The organism is Acinetobacter sp. YH12068_T, assembly GCF_024606005.1.
Classification (GTDB): domain Bacteria; phylum Pseudomonadota; class Gammaproteobacteria; order Pseudomonadales; family Moraxellaceae; genus Acinetobacter; species Acinetobacter amyesii.
This window is the reverse complement of the sequence record NZ_CP094555.1, coordinates 1316269-1330761: the sequence shown is the minus strand read 5'-3', so window position 1 is coordinate 1330761 and position 14493 is coordinate 1316269. Positions and strand designations below refer to the sequence as shown.

The window sequence follows — 14493 nt, the reverse complement described above, 5'->3', positions numbered from 1 at the left end:
CTATCCGAACATATGCCGAAGCATGGACTCGAATACAGTAAAGGGACGATTTCTATCGACTTGGTGCATGAAGCATTACACGATGCGCAAAAAAAGCACTTTGATATTTCTGCTATTTTGCATAAGTCTGGTATACCCTCAGAGTTACTGCTATCGAGTAAAACCAGAGTTTCTGTTTCACAATATGCGGCTTTATGGACTCATCTTGCAGATGTGATGGATGATGAATTTTTTGGCATGGATCGGCATGCCATGCGACGTGGCAGTTTTAAGCTACTGTCGAAAATGGTCATGCATAACAGCACCTTGGGTGATGCACTCAAGCAAATCCTACAATTTTTAAATCTGGTTTTAGATGACTTGCATAGTGATTTAACCATTGAAGATCACTTTGCTTATATCGTGATCTATGACCAACATGCGCCTAAACGCATGTTCAGCTATGCCACATATTTAATGCTCATCCATACGCTACTGTGCTGGCTAAGTGGTCAGCGGATTTTATTAAACCAAATCCAATTTAAATGTGATGCACCTATTGATGATCACGACTACAAAGTTCGCTTCTGTGAAAATATTCATTACCAAGCCAGTCAAAACTACATACAGCTCGATGCCAGTTATTTAAGTCTACCAATCAAGCAAAACACACGTTCGTGGTATCAATTCTTACAACAAACACCTGAAAACCTTTTGGTACGCTTTAAAAACCCGTATGCGCTCAGCAGCCAAATTCGTAAACAACTGTTAGACGTTCCTCCTGCCGAATGGTTAGAGTTTTATGAGTTGGCGGTCAAAATGAATATGTCGGAAGCCACAATGCATCGCCGTCTTAAAAGTGAAGGTGTGAGTTATCAACAACTCAAAAATGATATCCGACGAGATACCGCCATCGATTTTTTAACCCATACCGATAAAAGCTTACAAGATATCAGTGAAGAACTAAATTTTCATGATCCGAGTGCTTTTCATCGGGCTTTTAAAAAATGGACAGGTGTCAGTCCTGGTGCATATCGACAAAATAATGCGCCTGAATTCAAGGCCTAAAATTTGATATTCGCTATTTATAAATTGAATATTCATCTAATTAATAGAAAATCAATAACTTAAAAATATTCAATAAATAGACTGACCATTCATCCTTGAACGATTGCTACTTTAGTCTAATTAGGTTATTTTTCACTCAATTTAAAGCGATTTGCTTATTTATTTTCCAATTCTCCTGCATCTCCTTGAAAGGCTTTCCTATGCTTAAGATGATTGATGTTCTTGAACAACAACTTGTTCAAAACTTTTCAGATTCTCTTTTCACTCAGATTGACGCAATTGATGACCTGTTTCATGAACAGCTTAAAACTGTCGCAGATATCGATTTGCAAAATTTAATCTCACAATTTTTTAGCACTGAAAATGCAGTTGAAGTTGCTCATGCACTGGATATCCAAGCAGATGACATTGAAGCAATTCAAGCGGGTGCAAATCTAAAAGATGAAAATTTAGTCAATGCAACTGCAAAAATTATTGCTTACTGTCTTGCAGTAGAAACAGCAGCTTTAGAACAAGTTGAAGTTTTCGATAGCTTACAAGACTACCCAATGTAAGTATTGATCACATATAAAAAGCAGCGAAAGCTGCTTTTTTATTGGAAAGATTATGTTACGTCTATAATTCACTATAATTTTTGAATATTCATTACACTAAAATATCTAAGCATTTTTCATGCAAGTTTACACATTAATTTATATAACGAAATTTCATCACAATTAAATCCAATAAAGTATTTTAAATCAAATACCTATATTTGATTTATACGCTTATCTCGATTTCTATTATTCTTAGCATTTATTCTGTTTTGTTTCTGAAATATTTCCGTCGTATCTATGTGCTCATAATTCAACACTTGATTGTGAACGATATGACTTCCCTATTTAAAAGCTCAAAACTAATTTTTTCTACGCTGACATTCAGCCTATTCAGTAGCTCTATCTTTGCTGCTATTCCTTCGACACTTAAACTGGATTATGCCTACTATGCACCGACCAGTTTAGTGGTGAAGGAACAAAAACTCTTAGAAAAAGCATTACCCAAAACACAAATTAAATGGGTCTTTAGCCAAGGTAGTAATCGCTCACTCGAATATCTCAATAGTGGCAGTGTGGATTTTGCCTCAACGGCAGGACTTGCAGCCGTTTTGAGTCGTGCCAATGGCAGTCCGATTAAAACTGTATACATCCAGTCACAGCCTGAATGGACGGCATTGCTTGTGGCAAAAAACTCTCCGATTAAAAGTCTGAAAGACCTCAAAGGCAAAAAAATTGCAGCAACCAAAGGAACCGATCCATTCATGTTTACATTGCAGTCGTTGGAAACAGTCGGCCTCAATAAACGTGATGTGCAATTGGTACATTTACAACATCCTGATGGAAAAACAGCTTTAGAACGTAGTCAAGTCGATGCATGGGCGGGATTAGATCCACTTATGGCATCGGCACAGGTACAATCAGGCGCACGTTTGCTGTATAGAAATGTGGGTTTTAACAGCTATAGTGTTTTAAGCACCAAACAACAATTTAGCCAGCAAAGTCCTGAAGCCGTTGAAGCTGTGATTAAAGCCTATGAACAAGCACGACAATGGGCCAAAGTCAATCCAGATAAATTAGCCGAATTATTAGCACGTGAGTCCAAGCTTCCATTGGCTGTTGCCAAGCTTCAGTTGAGTCGTACCGACTTTGATCAAAATATCCCAACAGCTAAACACATTGCGGCCTTAAAGAAATCTGGCACGATTTTGACTGAAGAAGATTTAGTTCGTAAAGGAACCAATGTCAATCAAGTCATTGACCAACTTTTTGAAGCACGTTATGCGAAAAAGGTTGTGAAATAACATGTCATCATCACTGACTCAACCCAAAATCGATACAGCGGTTTCGACCGCTTCCGATTCATCAAACCATATAAAACCCAAGTTGATCTTGATTTTAAAAGGTCTTGCTCTACCTGTGGTTTTATTGCTGCTATGTGAAATCTTGGTCAAAAATGGTGTTATCGAACCGTATCTACTCCCTGCTCCGAGTAGTCTTTGGCAGTCATTTATAGAGTTATCTGAAGGTAAACTTTGGCAGCATATCTGGACCAGTACTTGGCGGGTATTTTTAGGCTTTTTTATTGGTAGCGGACTTGCTCTGATTTTTGCACTCTTGGTCGGTTTGAACAAACAAGCCGAAGCATTTTTGGAACCTACATTTTCAGCAATTAAATCTATCCCTAGTTTGGCATGGATTCCCTTACTGCTCTTATGGTTAGGTATTGATGAATCTTCAAAAATCACCCTCATTGCCATAGGTGCTTTTTTCCCGACCTATACCAATACCGTTGCAGCGATTCAAGGTGTAGACCGAAAACTCATTGAAGTTGCACAAGTTTATCGTTTGAAATATTTCAGGCAGATTCGTGAGATTATTTTACCTGCTGCATCGCCGGGTATACTTACAGGCTTACGCAATAGTTTAAGTTTGGCGTGGATGTTTATGATTGCTGCCGAACTGATTGCAGCCACGCAAGGTATTGGCTATTTGCTCAGTGATGGTCGTGAAACCTCACGTCCAGATATCGTAATTATTGCCATTATTCTATTGGCACTCTTAGGGAAAATCACCGATAGCCTGATGAAATATCTAGAACAATATCTATTGCGTTGGCGTGATGTGGTGAAGTAACGTATTTTTCCACACTTGCAAATGCACACATACAAACGCTCACATGTGAATTGAAAAACAAAAAAATAAAGCGCATTCAATGCGCTTTATTTTTGACTATTTCTCTAATACCAAATCAATGTTGCCACTGACCTAAGCTGACACGGTCATTGCCACCATAATCTTTTACAGTCCGAACATTTCGATACCCAGCTTGTAAGAACAAATGTCTGACCGCTTCACCTTGGTCATAACCATGTTCGAGCACCACCCAACCATTCACGGTTAAATGTTTTTTGGCTTGAAGAATGATTTGCTCAAGATCTGCAAGCCCATGATTGTCTGCAACCAAAGCACGTTCAGGCTCTGTCGCCAAATCCTTCATGTGTACATCATCAGCATCGATATACGGCGGATTTGACACAATTACATCAAAGAAAGCACGACCAAAGGGTTTCAACCAAGAACCTAAGACAAACTGCACATGTTCAAGATCATGCTTTTTGGCATTAAACTCAGCGACTTCCAATGTAGGTTCGTAAATATCTGAAGCCACAATTGACCAATCTGGACGTTCACTGGCTAATGATAACGCTACAGCACCAGTTCCTGTTCCTAAATCGACCACACGAGCATCTTCAGGAAGTTCTAAACGCAGTACAGTTTCAACAAGTACTTCCGTATCAGGACGTGGTACCAAAGTATCTTTAGTCACTTTTAAGTCTAGCGTCCAAAATGGCTGAGAACCTGTGACATATGCCAAAGGCTCACCTGCTGCAATACGTGCAAGTGATGCGACATATTGTTGTTCTTGCTCAGCTGTTAATTCTTGATCCTTTTTCATTATTAAATCAAAAGAATCAATCTTGGTGATATGCTCTAACAACCACGCATTTTCCTGACGTTCATAACTTTCAGGTTCACCACGATAGACCAAAGCCTGTGCAATATTCATTAGCCACCATTCTGCTGTGCTAATAACGCCAACTGATCGGCTTGATATTCACGATGCAAACTATCTAGCAATTCAGTCAAATCACCTTCCATCACAGCATCTAACTTATACAAAGTTAAATTAATACGATGATCAGTCATACGGCCTTGTGGATAGTTATAGGTACGAATACGCTCAGAACGGTCACCAGAACCCACCAAGTCACGTCGCATTTCAGATGTCGCTGCATCTGCCGCCGCACGTTTGGCATTTTCTAAACGAGAAACTAATAACGCCATCGCTTTGGCTTTGTTTTTATGTTGTGAACGTTCATCCTGACATTCTACAACTGTACCCGTTGGTATATGGGTAATACGCACCGCGGAGTCAGTTTTGTTAATGTGCTGACCACCCGCACCAGATGCACGATAGGTATCAATACGTAATTCTGAAGGATTAATTTCAACACTAGTGTCTACATCAACTTCCGGCAAAATCGCAACAGTACATGCCGAAGTATGAACACGACCTTGTGACTCAGTTGCAGGAACACGCTGTACACGATGTGCACCACTTTCAAATTTCAAACGACCATATACGCCTTCACCATTGATGAGGCAAATCACTTCTTTATAACCGCCATGTTCGCCGTCATTTTCAGACAGCACTTCAATACGCCAACCTTGTGATTCAGCATATTTACTGTACATGCGATATAAGTCACCAGAGAAAATTGCAGCTTCGTCACCACCTGTTCCGGCACGAATTTCTAAATAAGCAGAGTTCGCATCATTCGGATCTTTTGGAATCATCAGAATGTTTAAGTCTGCTTCAAGCTGACCGATCAAAGCTTTATTTTCTTTGATTTCCTCAACGGCCATCTCTTTAAAATCTGGATCCGTCATCATTACTTCAGCAGTCTCAATATCTTCTTCAGCTTGACGGTATTTTTTCCAAACTTCAGTGATTTCAGATAAATCACTATGCTCACGTGACAACTGACGGAAACGTTTGTTGTCTGAAATGACTTCTACATCTGCGAGTAATGCATTTAATTCTTCGTGACGGTCAGAGAGCTGATCTAATCGTAAACGTAACGATTCTTTCATTTTTCAAAAAATCTCAATACATAGGCTCTACCGCTAAACTTTCACGGATATGCCAAAATTCAAAATAATGGCGCTAGTGTACCGATAATGGGTCTGAAATGACATATCTATTGTTTTTTGGCCTATCAATGACCCTAAATATCAAAGTGTGAACTTCATCACTCCTACCTTTCTCCACAAAGTCGTACAGATTTTCTGCATTCGACCATTTTTTTCACAATATTAATAAAACTTATACAAACTAGACACTCAAATCACCAAATAAAGAGAAAGCTCTCCATATTTATAGCGAATAGTTTTGTTACATTTACTGCCATCGAAATGATTAAGAAAAGTCCTCGTGTTTATGAAGGACATGGAGTGAACTATGAAACTGAATACTCTTTTAATGACAGCCACTCTAGCAACTGCTTCTATGTTCACTGTGTCTGCAAATGCAGATAGTACAACACGCGTTGCTGCAGCTAGTGCATTAGGTAGTGTTGCAGGTACTGCAATTGGTAAAAACATGGGCGGTAATACCGGCGCTACAATTGGTGCCGCTCTTGGTGGTGCTGGTGGTGCTGCAGTAGCAAGTAATAAACGCAACCGTACAGAATCTGCTATCGGCGGTGCTTTAGGTGGTGGTACAGGTTATACTGTTGGTAAAAGCATGGGCGGTACAAACGGTGGTTACATCGGCTCTGCACTAGGTGCTGCTGGTGGTGCTGCTCTAGGTAATAAAATCTCTAAAGATAAAGCTTACGACAAACACCAAGAACGTAAATACAAAAAACGTTACCGTCGTCGTCACTAATTCAAAATTAGTGAGTCCTTATTGAATAGTGAAAATAGCACCTTCGGGTGCTTTTTTTATGTATCGCCTTTTTTCAAATGATAAATACAACTTTATTTATTGCACCTGATAAATATTTAGATTTGCCTTCCCTCCAACCAAGTCATCAATCATGTAGAAATAAAGTGCAAAATTTACATTGCAGCAACGGAACACGTATTTTATTTCACATCACGCTCCAAATATTCGCTATGTGTTTTCATATATTGATATCAACAGATAAACATCATGCTTCGTAAGGAGTTTAAAAATGAAAATTAATAAAATTCTATTCAGTGCAGCAATTACCGCTTCAGCACTTACTATGACTGCAACACATGCAGGTAATAGCACCAATACTGCATTAACATCTGCTTTAGGTGGTGTTGTTGGTGCAGCAATCGGTAACCAAGTTGGCGGCCAAACTGGCGCAATGATTGGTTCAGCAATTGGTGGCGGTGCAGGTGCAGCAGCATCGGCAAACAAACGTGACCGTAATGGTGCCATCATCGGTGGTGCACTTGGTGGCGCAGGTGGTTATACCGTAGGTAAAAACATGGGCGGCACAAACGGTGGTTATATCGGTGCTGCACTTGGTTCAGCTGGTGGTTCTGCACTAGGTAAAAAAGTGTCTGAAGACCGTCGCTATGATGACCGTTATAATGGTCGTTATGATGATCGCTATGACCGTCGTTATAACAACCGTGGCTATCGTACCAATAATTATAGCTACCACGACCGAGGCTACCGTGGAGACAATGGTCGTCACTTAGGTTGGTACAAAAACGGTAAACGTTAATCGATATATTTCAATGAAAAAAATCAGCACCTTCGGGTGCTTTTTTTGTATATAAAAAAGTTTAGATATATCTAAAGTTGTCTTTTCACACCGCCCCACGACCATATCGAGTTTATTCGATATACATTCAGCTTTTTATATCGTATTATTTCGATATAAAGATCTCTGAGAGAAAACATGCGTACTCTAGCCGATACAAAATTTTCAATACTTGAACTCGCACCTGTTCGAGATGATAAAACCATCGAATTTTCGCTCAAACATGCACTCCAGTTAGCGCAGAGAGCAGAAGAGCTTGGCTATGAACGTCTATGGTTAGCCGAACACCACAATATGGACGGCATCGCAAGTTCTGCAACTGCGGTTTTACTCGGTTATCTCTTAGCAAATACACAATCTATCAAGCTCGGTTCAGGTGGGATTATGTTGCCCAACCATGCGCCTTTAGTTGCCGCTGAACAATTTGGCACGCTTGAAACGTTATATCCTGGACGTATTGAACTCGGTTTAGGTCGCGCACCAGGTACTGACCAAACCACCATGCGCGCACTACGCCGTGGCCGTCAGGAAACCGAAGATCAATTTCCACAAGATGTTCTTGAGATTTTACAATACTTCAAAGCACCTGAACCTCACCAGCGCATCATTGCCACACCGGGACAAAATACACATGTTCCCGTATGGCTGCTAGGTTCAAGTTTATTCAGTGCACAACTCGCTGCACGTTTAGGTCTACCCTATTCTTTTGCTTCTCATTTCGCACCACGCATGCTTGGACAAGCGATTCAGCTCTATCGTGAAAATTTCCAAGCATCCGAATATTTAGATCAACCTTATGTCTCTATGGGCGTACCAACGGTTGTTGCTGAAACAGATGAAGAAGCAGAATATCTGGCAACGAGTGCTTATCAACGCGTTTTAGGTTTAATGCGTGGTCAAAGTTTAAAACTCAAAGCTCCAGTCGACAGTATGCAAGGCTTATGGTCTGCTGCAGAGAAGATGTCTGTTGATAATTTCTACGCTATGGGACAAGTCGGTTCAAATGCAACCGTTCGAGCAGGTTTAGAAAACCTACTCACCAAATATGACGTTGATGAATTTATTTTCACCTGCGACATTTACGATACCGATAAGCGCATTGAAAACTTCGAACGTTTAATGCAAATCAAAAATGATCTGGCTTAAGACTCTCAACTTAATGATCTAATCCAAGCGTTTAATCCGTCTAAAGGTAGAATTGTGACTACATTTTTTGTGGCTCTTTAGACGGATAGCAGTCAACAGATAATATGGTTTTGGCTAACAACGACCAAACCTGTACTTAAAAACCATCATTGCCTCAACGAAATAATTGCTTTACTCATTTTTATTGCTGTATAAATATTAAACATAAGCAAAACAAAGAGAAAAATAAGCAGATGAGCCAATATATTAATAAACCCACACCCGCATTTATCGCAGCAAGTTGGTGTGCACTGATCTTAGGCGCTGTGGTGTTTTGCATAGGTTTATTCAATGCAAATATGATGTTGAATGAAAAAGGCTTTTATCTCATTTTATTGCTTTATGGATTATTTTCATCGGTTTCACTACAAAAAATCATTCGTGACCGTTTAGAAGGAATGCATGTCACTGCAATCTACTTTGGACTGTGCTGGGCATCCGTCATTATTTGCCTCGTACTTCTTGCCATTGGTCTATGGAATGCTGAACTGGCATTAAGTGAAAAAGGTTTTTACATGATGGCTTTCCTAATGAGTCTGTTTGGTGCAGTTGCTGTACAAAAAAATATTCGTGATATGGACTATTTACGTACACATACCGACCAACCCGAACTTAAACATTCAACCACGAGTCAGCTTGACTATAACTCATCAGATGATGAACCACTTTAAAACTCACAAAATTTATAGATCTCAAAAGCTGTTCATGCAGGTCGCTCATTGTTTTATCGATCTGTTTGAGCGGTTAATGAACTACAACGCATAAAAAAATCAGTTCACTCCTAGAAATGTATAAATGACAAGGGCCAAGCAAATCAATTCTACACAAATTGCATGACTCTTCAGACTGAAATAACGCTTTACGCCAAGTGGCCCATCACAGAATATATTCTTATCTAAGACTCAACTAAAAAAACAAAAGATAAGGAATAAATATGGCCAACAAGCAGGATGCAACCCACCATATTTTTAATAATCATCTAGAGGATTTTGAACACTTTCGTGGAACGATCATCGGTTCAGAACAGATCAAAGATTATGATTTTAAGAATCAAAAAATCGCCATTATTGGGATAGATCAGCATGTGGTCTCTGAACTACATCATCTATGTCAGGTTGCAGATAACATCATGGTCTATCAAATCAAACCGCAATTTGTCTTACCACGCACCGAACGTCTACTGAATAAATTAATCCAACATCCACTGATTGCAAAAAATCGACGTTTATTTAGCAATCGTATTAAGAGTATTTTGGCGATTCGGTTTTTAGAAGATCAAGTACCGAATCATTGGTTAAGACATTTACTCAGTCCAAATACCGCAATTCAAAATAAAACTTTTCTAAAATCTGATCATTATTATGCTGCATTACAGCAGCCCAACTGCATCTTAAACACTTGGCCGATTGCTAAAATTCAGAGTAATTCAATCACGGCTTTAGATGAACATACGTTTGAGTGTGATGTCATTGTTCGCAGTGAATCTAACCAATCCAAAGAAAAGTAATGACATTGCAATTATTTTCACATGACATCTATTAAATTTTTGTGATTGATCAAAAATCACAATACCAAAAGCCATCTCTGGCGGCTTTTGGTAGCTCCCCTACTATATTGGATACTTCAATTCGATAAGGCTAAAAATTCTTATAAACTCATAAATGAAAAATAGCTTTATCAGCTCTATTGCATAATTCATGCATCAGCATTACACCTGTAGATAGAGCGAGTTTATAGAGGTGTAACTTTGAAATAATTATGATCAATATAGCTATAAGAAGATTAGTCAAACCAATAATTTTTTCAGTGCTTATTTTTTTACACAGCTCTATTTACTCCTTAACTGTAAGTTGAAAAATTTATATTGATGCTTATGTTCAACCGATATTTACCTATATTGTTATCTATATTTAATAGGAAAATAACAGATTGAAATCCAGTTTAAATATCAATTTATATCGGAGTTTAGAGCCTGAATGTTATCAATTTGAATATTTTTCACTCACATCAATTAAATAAATGGTGACATTTCTTTATATTTAGCACCCAAAAGCAACTGTTTGATTATTTTTTATTCTATTTTCTGCCTATTTTTTTAGCATTTAAATCAGTATTTTTGAAAAATTGATTAAATATTAAACTATATCAGCTAAATCTTGTATTTACACAACTCATATCAAGTGGATTATTCAGGCTTAATTCATAGATAAAAATACAGCAAAACACGGATTTTTATAAAAGATTTGTGCTGTCAATTTGGCCATATTTTATAAATTTTTAGGCAAAGAAATTTATCGAATTGGTACACAAATGAATGCAAAAATTGCTTAAAATTTAAGTCTAAATATTGAGGAAAATTTTCATCAATATCTTAAATATTTATCATTCATTAAAAGTATGACAAACCAGAAATTAATACTATTTTTATATAATTTATACGGTAATTTATTATTATCAGAAGAGCCACCAAAGTGGCTCAATTTACACTTAACCAATGCGACGCTTCAGTCCGGTCATTTGTAAAACACGTGTTGAAATTTCTTCAATCGACATTTCAGACACATTTAAGTATTTGATTCCTTCAGAAATATAAATACCTTCAATCGCACGTAGTTCCATTTGGCACTGACTAAAACTTGCATAACGACTATTGGCCTTACGCTCTGAACGAATTGCTACAAGGCGCTCTGCATCAATCATCAAGCCAAACAACTTATGTTTATGTTCACGTAAAACTGCAGGTAAACGGTTGTCATCCAAATCTTCTTCTGTCAAAGGATAGTTCGCCACACGAATACCAAATTGCAAAGAGAGATAGATCGAAGTTGGTGTTTTACCCGAACGTGATACTCCAATTAAAATCAAATCTGCTTTATCATAATGACGAGTACGTGCCCCATCATCGTTATCTAAAGCAAAATGCACCGCATCAATACGTGCTTTATAAGACTCAGAATCTGTAACTGCATGGGTTTGACCGACTAAAGTCGTAGGAGCTGTACCCAACTCGTCCGACAATTTACTAATAAGCCCCTCAAAAACATCAAGATTTATTGCATTTGCAGTATTAATAATGTCACGTACATACGGGTCTACAAGGGTATCAAACACCAAAGGCTTTTGACCGTCTTGCTGCGCTCTAAGATTGATCTCTGCAACCACATTTGTAGCTGCTTCTTCAGAGGTAATATATGGAATAATATGAATGTCAAAATCTACATGAGGGAACTGGGCTAACAGTGAGTGTCCAAGGGTTTCTGCGGTAATTGCGGTACCATCCGAAACAAAGAAAACACTACGCTGAATCTGTTTACCTTCTGACATTAAAATTCTCCTCCAAAATTTGTCTTAGTGCTATATAATCTTTATAGTAAACCATCTTACATGACTGTCACTTAGTAAATTTAGAATGCTAAGTAATTTGTTATAATTTCATGCCAAGATAGTGATTAATACTGCAAAAGTGGAGTAACAACTTTGGAAGCGCGCGTAATTGGTCTAGAAAAATTAGGGAAACACGACGTAGAACTCGTGGGTGGTAAAAACTCATCATTAGGTGAAATGATCAGCCATCTAGCAAATGCTGGTGTATCTGTTCCTGGTGGTTTTGCTACTACAGCTCAAGCATATCGTGAATTCCTCGAGCAAAGTGGCCTAAACGCTAAAATTAACGCTGAACTTGCTGCACTCAATGTTGACGATGTAAATGCACTTGCTGAAACTGGTGCAAAAATCCGTCAATGGATTGTAGACACTCCGCTGACTGCTGAACTTGAAACAGAAATTCGTGAGGCTTTCACAGCTCTTTCAAACGGCAACCCTGATATCGCGGTTGCCGTTCGCTCATCTGCAACAGCAGAAGACTTACCAGATGCTTCATTTGCCGGCCAACAAGAAACTTTCTTGAACATCCGTGGTATCGACAACGTCCTTATTGCGATTAAAGAAGTATTTGCTTCACTTTATAACGACCGCGCAATTTCTTACCGTGTACACCAAAACTTCGCACATGACGTTGTTGCGTTATCTGCTGGTGTTCAACGTATGGTTCGCTCTGAAACAGGTGCTGCTGGTGTAATGTTTACACTAGATACAGAATCTGGTTTCCGCGACGCAGTTTTCATCACAGCTTCTTATGGCTTGGGTGAAATGGTTGTACAAGGTGCAGTTAACCCTGACGAATTCTATGTATCTAAACCACTTTTAAATGCAGGCAAACACGCTGTATTACGTCGTAACCTTGGTTCTAAACACCAAAAAATGATTTATGGTGAAGAAGGCGCTGCTGGTAAATCAGTGGTTGTTGTAGACGTTGAAAAAGCAGATCGTCAACAATTCGCTTTAAATGACCACGAACTTCAAGAACTTGCTAAACAAGCATTGATCATTGAAAACCATTACGGTTCAGCAATGGACATCGAATGGGCGAAAGATGGCGATGATGGCCAAATCTATATCGTTCAAGCACGTCCTGAAACTGTGAAGAGCCGCCAAAACGTAGGCACAATGGAGCGTTACCTGCTTAAGCAAAAAGGTAATGTGATTTGTGAAGGCCGTTCAATCGGTCAACGCATTGGTTCTGGTCGCGTTCGTATTGTGACTTCAATCAAAGAAATGGACAAAGTTCAAGACGGCGATGTACTTGTATCTGACATGACTGACCCAGATTGGGAACCAGTAATGAAACGTGCAGCTGCAATTGTCACTAACCGTGGTGGCCGTACTTGTCACGCTGCGATTATTGCACGTGAGCTTGGTGTTCCTGCAATCGTAGGTTGTGGTAATGCGACTGAAGTATTGACTGACGGTCAAGAAGTGACTGTTTCTTGTGCTGAAGGTGACACAGGCTTTATTTACGAAGGTGCTTTGGACTTTGAAATCCAACGTAATTCTATCGAATCTATGCCTAAACTTCCGTTCAAAATTATGATGAACGTAGGTAACCCTGACCGCGCATTTGACTTTGCTCAAATTCCTAACGAAGGTGTTGGTCTTGCTCGTCTTGAGTTCATCATCAACCGTATGATCGGCGTACATCCTAAAGCATTGCTTAATATTGACAGCCTACCACGTGAAACTCGTGCTGCTGTAATGTCACGTACTGCGGGTTATGCATCTCCTATCGAATTCTATGTTGAAAAACTAGTTGAAGGTATTTCTACACTTGCTGCAGCGTTTGCTGACAAACCAGTGATTGTTCGTATGTCTGACTTTAAGTCAAACGAATATGCAAACTTAATCGGTGGTAAGTTATACGAACCTGAAGAAGAAAACCCAATGCTTGGCTTCCGTGGTGCAAGCCGTTATGTGTCTGACAATTTCCGTGACTGCTTCGAACTTGAATGCCGCGCACTGAAAAAAGCACGTGACGAAATGGGCTTAACTAACATTCAAATCATGATTCCTTTCGTACGTACTGTTGCTGAAGCGAAACGTGTTATTGAATTGTTAGCGCTTAACGGTCTTAAACGTGGTGAAAACGGTCTTAAAGTGATCATGATGTGTGAACTTCCAACTAACGCATTATTGGCTGAACAGTTCCTTGAACACTTCGACGGTTTCTCTATCGGTTCAAACGACTTAACTCAATTAACACTCGGTCTAGACCGTGACTCTGGTATCGTTTCTCACCTATTTGATGAACGTGATCCAGCCGTTAAAGCACTTCTTTCTATGGCAATCCATGCTTGTCGTAAAGCTGGCAAATACGTAGGTATTTGTGGTCAAGGCCCTTCAGATCACCCTGACCTAGCTAAATGGTTAATGGAACAAGGCATTGAGTCTGTTTCGCTTAACCCAGACTCAGTATTAGACACTTGGTTCTTCCTTTCTGAAGAAAAAGCTCAACAAGCTTAATAAACTGTGTTAAAAAAAGACCCACATGTGGGTCTTTTTTTTTATTTATACTTTTACAGACG

General features: G+C 39.1%; 13 protein-coding genes. 10 read left to right on the top strand and 3 right to left on the bottom strand.

Annotated features, from left to right (window positions below; translation table 11 throughout):
- Positions 1-12 precede the first annotated feature (12 nt).
- The 4 genes from MST18_RS06475 (at position 13) to MST18_RS06460 (ending at position 3716) form a co-directional block, all read left to right on the top strand.
- Complete coding sequence (locus MST18_RS06475) at positions 13-1047, top strand: AraC family transcriptional regulator (RefSeq protein WP_180133146.1); 1035 nt, start codon at positions 13-15, stop codon at positions 1045-1047.
- A 200-nt stretch (positions 1048-1247) separates the two neighbouring features.
- Positions 1248-1601 carry a hypothetical protein gene (locus tag MST18_RS06470; RefSeq protein WP_180133145.1) on the top strand — a complete coding sequence of 118 codons (354 nt, stop codon included), beginning with the start codon at positions 1248-1250 and terminating at the stop codon, positions 1599-1601.
- A gap of 314 nt (positions 1602-1915) precedes the next feature.
- Entirely contained in the window at positions 1916-2884 is a 969-nt protein-coding gene (locus MST18_RS06465) for an aliphatic sulfonate ABC transporter substrate-binding protein (protein ID WP_180133144.1), read from the top strand.
- 70 nt (positions 2885-2954) lie between these two features.
- Positions 2955-3716 carry an ABC transporter permease gene (locus MST18_RS06460; RefSeq protein ID WP_373684472.1) on the top strand — a complete coding sequence of 254 codons (762 nt, stop codon included), beginning with the start codon at positions 2955-2957 and terminating at the stop codon, positions 3714-3716.
- Between the two features lie 115 nt (positions 3717-3831).
- Here MST18_RS06460 and prmC read toward each other — a convergent pair whose 3' ends face one another.
- Both prmC and prfA read right to left on the bottom strand, forming a co-directional pair.
- The gene (prmC, locus tag MST18_RS06455; RefSeq protein ID WP_180133142.1) at positions 3832-4650 is read right to left on the bottom strand and encodes a peptide chain release factor N(5)-glutamine methyltransferase; all 819 of its coding nucleotides are present in this window, start codon (positions 4648-4650) and stop codon (positions 3832-3834) included.
- Positions 4650-5738, bottom strand: a complete 1089-nt coding sequence (gene prfA, locus MST18_RS06450) for a peptide chain release factor 1 (RefSeq protein WP_078193958.1) — start codon at positions 5736-5738, stop codon at positions 4650-4652. The genes prmC and prfA overlap by 1 nt, the downstream gene beginning before the upstream one ends.
- A 367-nt stretch (positions 5739-6105) precedes the next feature.
- On the opposite strand from prfA, the gene MST18_RS06445 reads away from it, so the two are divergent.
- The 5 genes from MST18_RS06445 to MST18_RS06425 all read left to right on the top strand — a co-directional run bounded on the left by MST18_RS06445 (position 6106) and on the right by MST18_RS06425 (position 10082).
- Positions 6106-6534 carry a glycine zipper domain-containing protein gene (locus MST18_RS06445; protein WP_078193959.1) on the top strand — a complete coding sequence of 143 codons (429 nt, stop codon included), beginning with the start codon at positions 6106-6108 and terminating at the stop codon, positions 6532-6534.
- Positions 6535-6823: 289 nt separating this feature from the next.
- A complete protein-coding gene (locus MST18_RS06440) occupies positions 6824-7351 on the top strand; it encodes a hypothetical protein (RefSeq protein WP_180133141.1) in 528 nt (175 codons plus the stop codon).
- Positions 7352-7528: 177 nt separating this feature from the next.
- The gene (locus MST18_RS06435) at positions 7529-8536 is read left to right on the top strand and encodes an LLM class flavin-dependent oxidoreductase (protein WP_180133140.1); all 1008 of its coding nucleotides are present in this window, start codon (positions 7529-7531) and stop codon (positions 8534-8536) included.
- A 233-nt stretch (positions 8537-8769) separates the two neighbouring features.
- Complete coding sequence (gene yiaA, locus MST18_RS06430; protein ID WP_180007913.1) at positions 8770-9246, top strand: inner membrane protein YiaA; 477 nt, start codon at positions 8770-8772, stop codon at positions 9244-9246.
- 263 nt (positions 9247-9509) lie between these two features.
- Positions 9510-10082 carry a flavoprotein gene (locus MST18_RS06425; protein ID WP_180133139.1) on the top strand — a complete coding sequence of 191 codons (573 nt, stop codon included), beginning with the start codon at positions 9510-9512 and terminating at the stop codon, positions 10080-10082.
- 980 nt (positions 10083-11062) lie between these two features.
- Here MST18_RS06425 and MST18_RS06420 read toward each other — a convergent pair.
- Entirely contained in the window at positions 11063-11899 is an 837-nt protein-coding gene (locus MST18_RS06420) for a pyruvate, water dikinase regulatory protein (protein WP_078193964.1), read from the bottom strand.
- Positions 11900-12052: 153 nt separating this feature from the next.
- Between MST18_RS06420 and ppsA the strand changes: the two genes are divergently transcribed.
- On the top strand, positions 12053-14431 hold the full coding sequence (gene ppsA, locus MST18_RS06415) for a phosphoenolpyruvate synthase (protein ID WP_111884281.1): 2379 nt from the start codon (positions 12053-12055) through the stop codon (positions 14429-14431).
- Positions 14432-14493: the final 62 nt, after the last annotated feature.

Coding starts and splice junctions, on each gene's coding strand:
- MST18_RS06475 (WP_180133146.1), top strand. CDS start 13: ATGCCGAAGCATGGACTCGAATACAGTAAAGGGACGATTTCTATCGAC.
- MST18_RS06470 (WP_180133145.1), top strand. CDS start 1,248: ATGCTTAAGATGATTGATGTTCTTGAACAACAACTTGTTCAAAACTTT.
- MST18_RS06465 (WP_180133144.1), top strand. CDS start 1,916: ATGACTTCCCTATTTAAAAGCTCAAAACTAATTTTTTCTACGCTGACA.
- prmC (WP_180133142.1), bottom strand. CDS start 4,650: ATGAATATTGCACAGGCTTTGGTCTATCGTGGTGAACCTGAAAGTTAT.
- prfA (WP_078193958.1), bottom strand. CDS start 5,738: ATGAAAGAATCGTTACGTTTACGATTAGATCAGCTCTCTGACCGTCAC.
- MST18_RS06445 (WP_078193959.1), top strand. CDS start 6,106: ATGAAACTGAATACTCTTTTAATGACAGCCACTCTAGCAACTGCTTCT.
- MST18_RS06440 (WP_180133141.1), top strand. CDS start 6,824: ATGAAAATTAATAAAATTCTATTCAGTGCAGCAATTACCGCTTCAGCA.
- MST18_RS06435 (WP_180133140.1), top strand. CDS start 7,529: ATGCGTACTCTAGCCGATACAAAATTTTCAATACTTGAACTCGCACCT.
- yiaA (WP_180007913.1), top strand. CDS start 8,770: ATGAGCCAATATATTAATAAACCCACACCCGCATTTATCGCAGCAAGT.
- MST18_RS06425 (WP_180133139.1), top strand. CDS start 9,510: ATGGCCAACAAGCAGGATGCAACCCACCATATTTTTAATAATCATCTA.
- MST18_RS06420 (WP_078193964.1), bottom strand. CDS start 11,899: ATGTCAGAAGGTAAACAGATTCAGCGTAGTGTTTTCTTTGTTTCGGAT.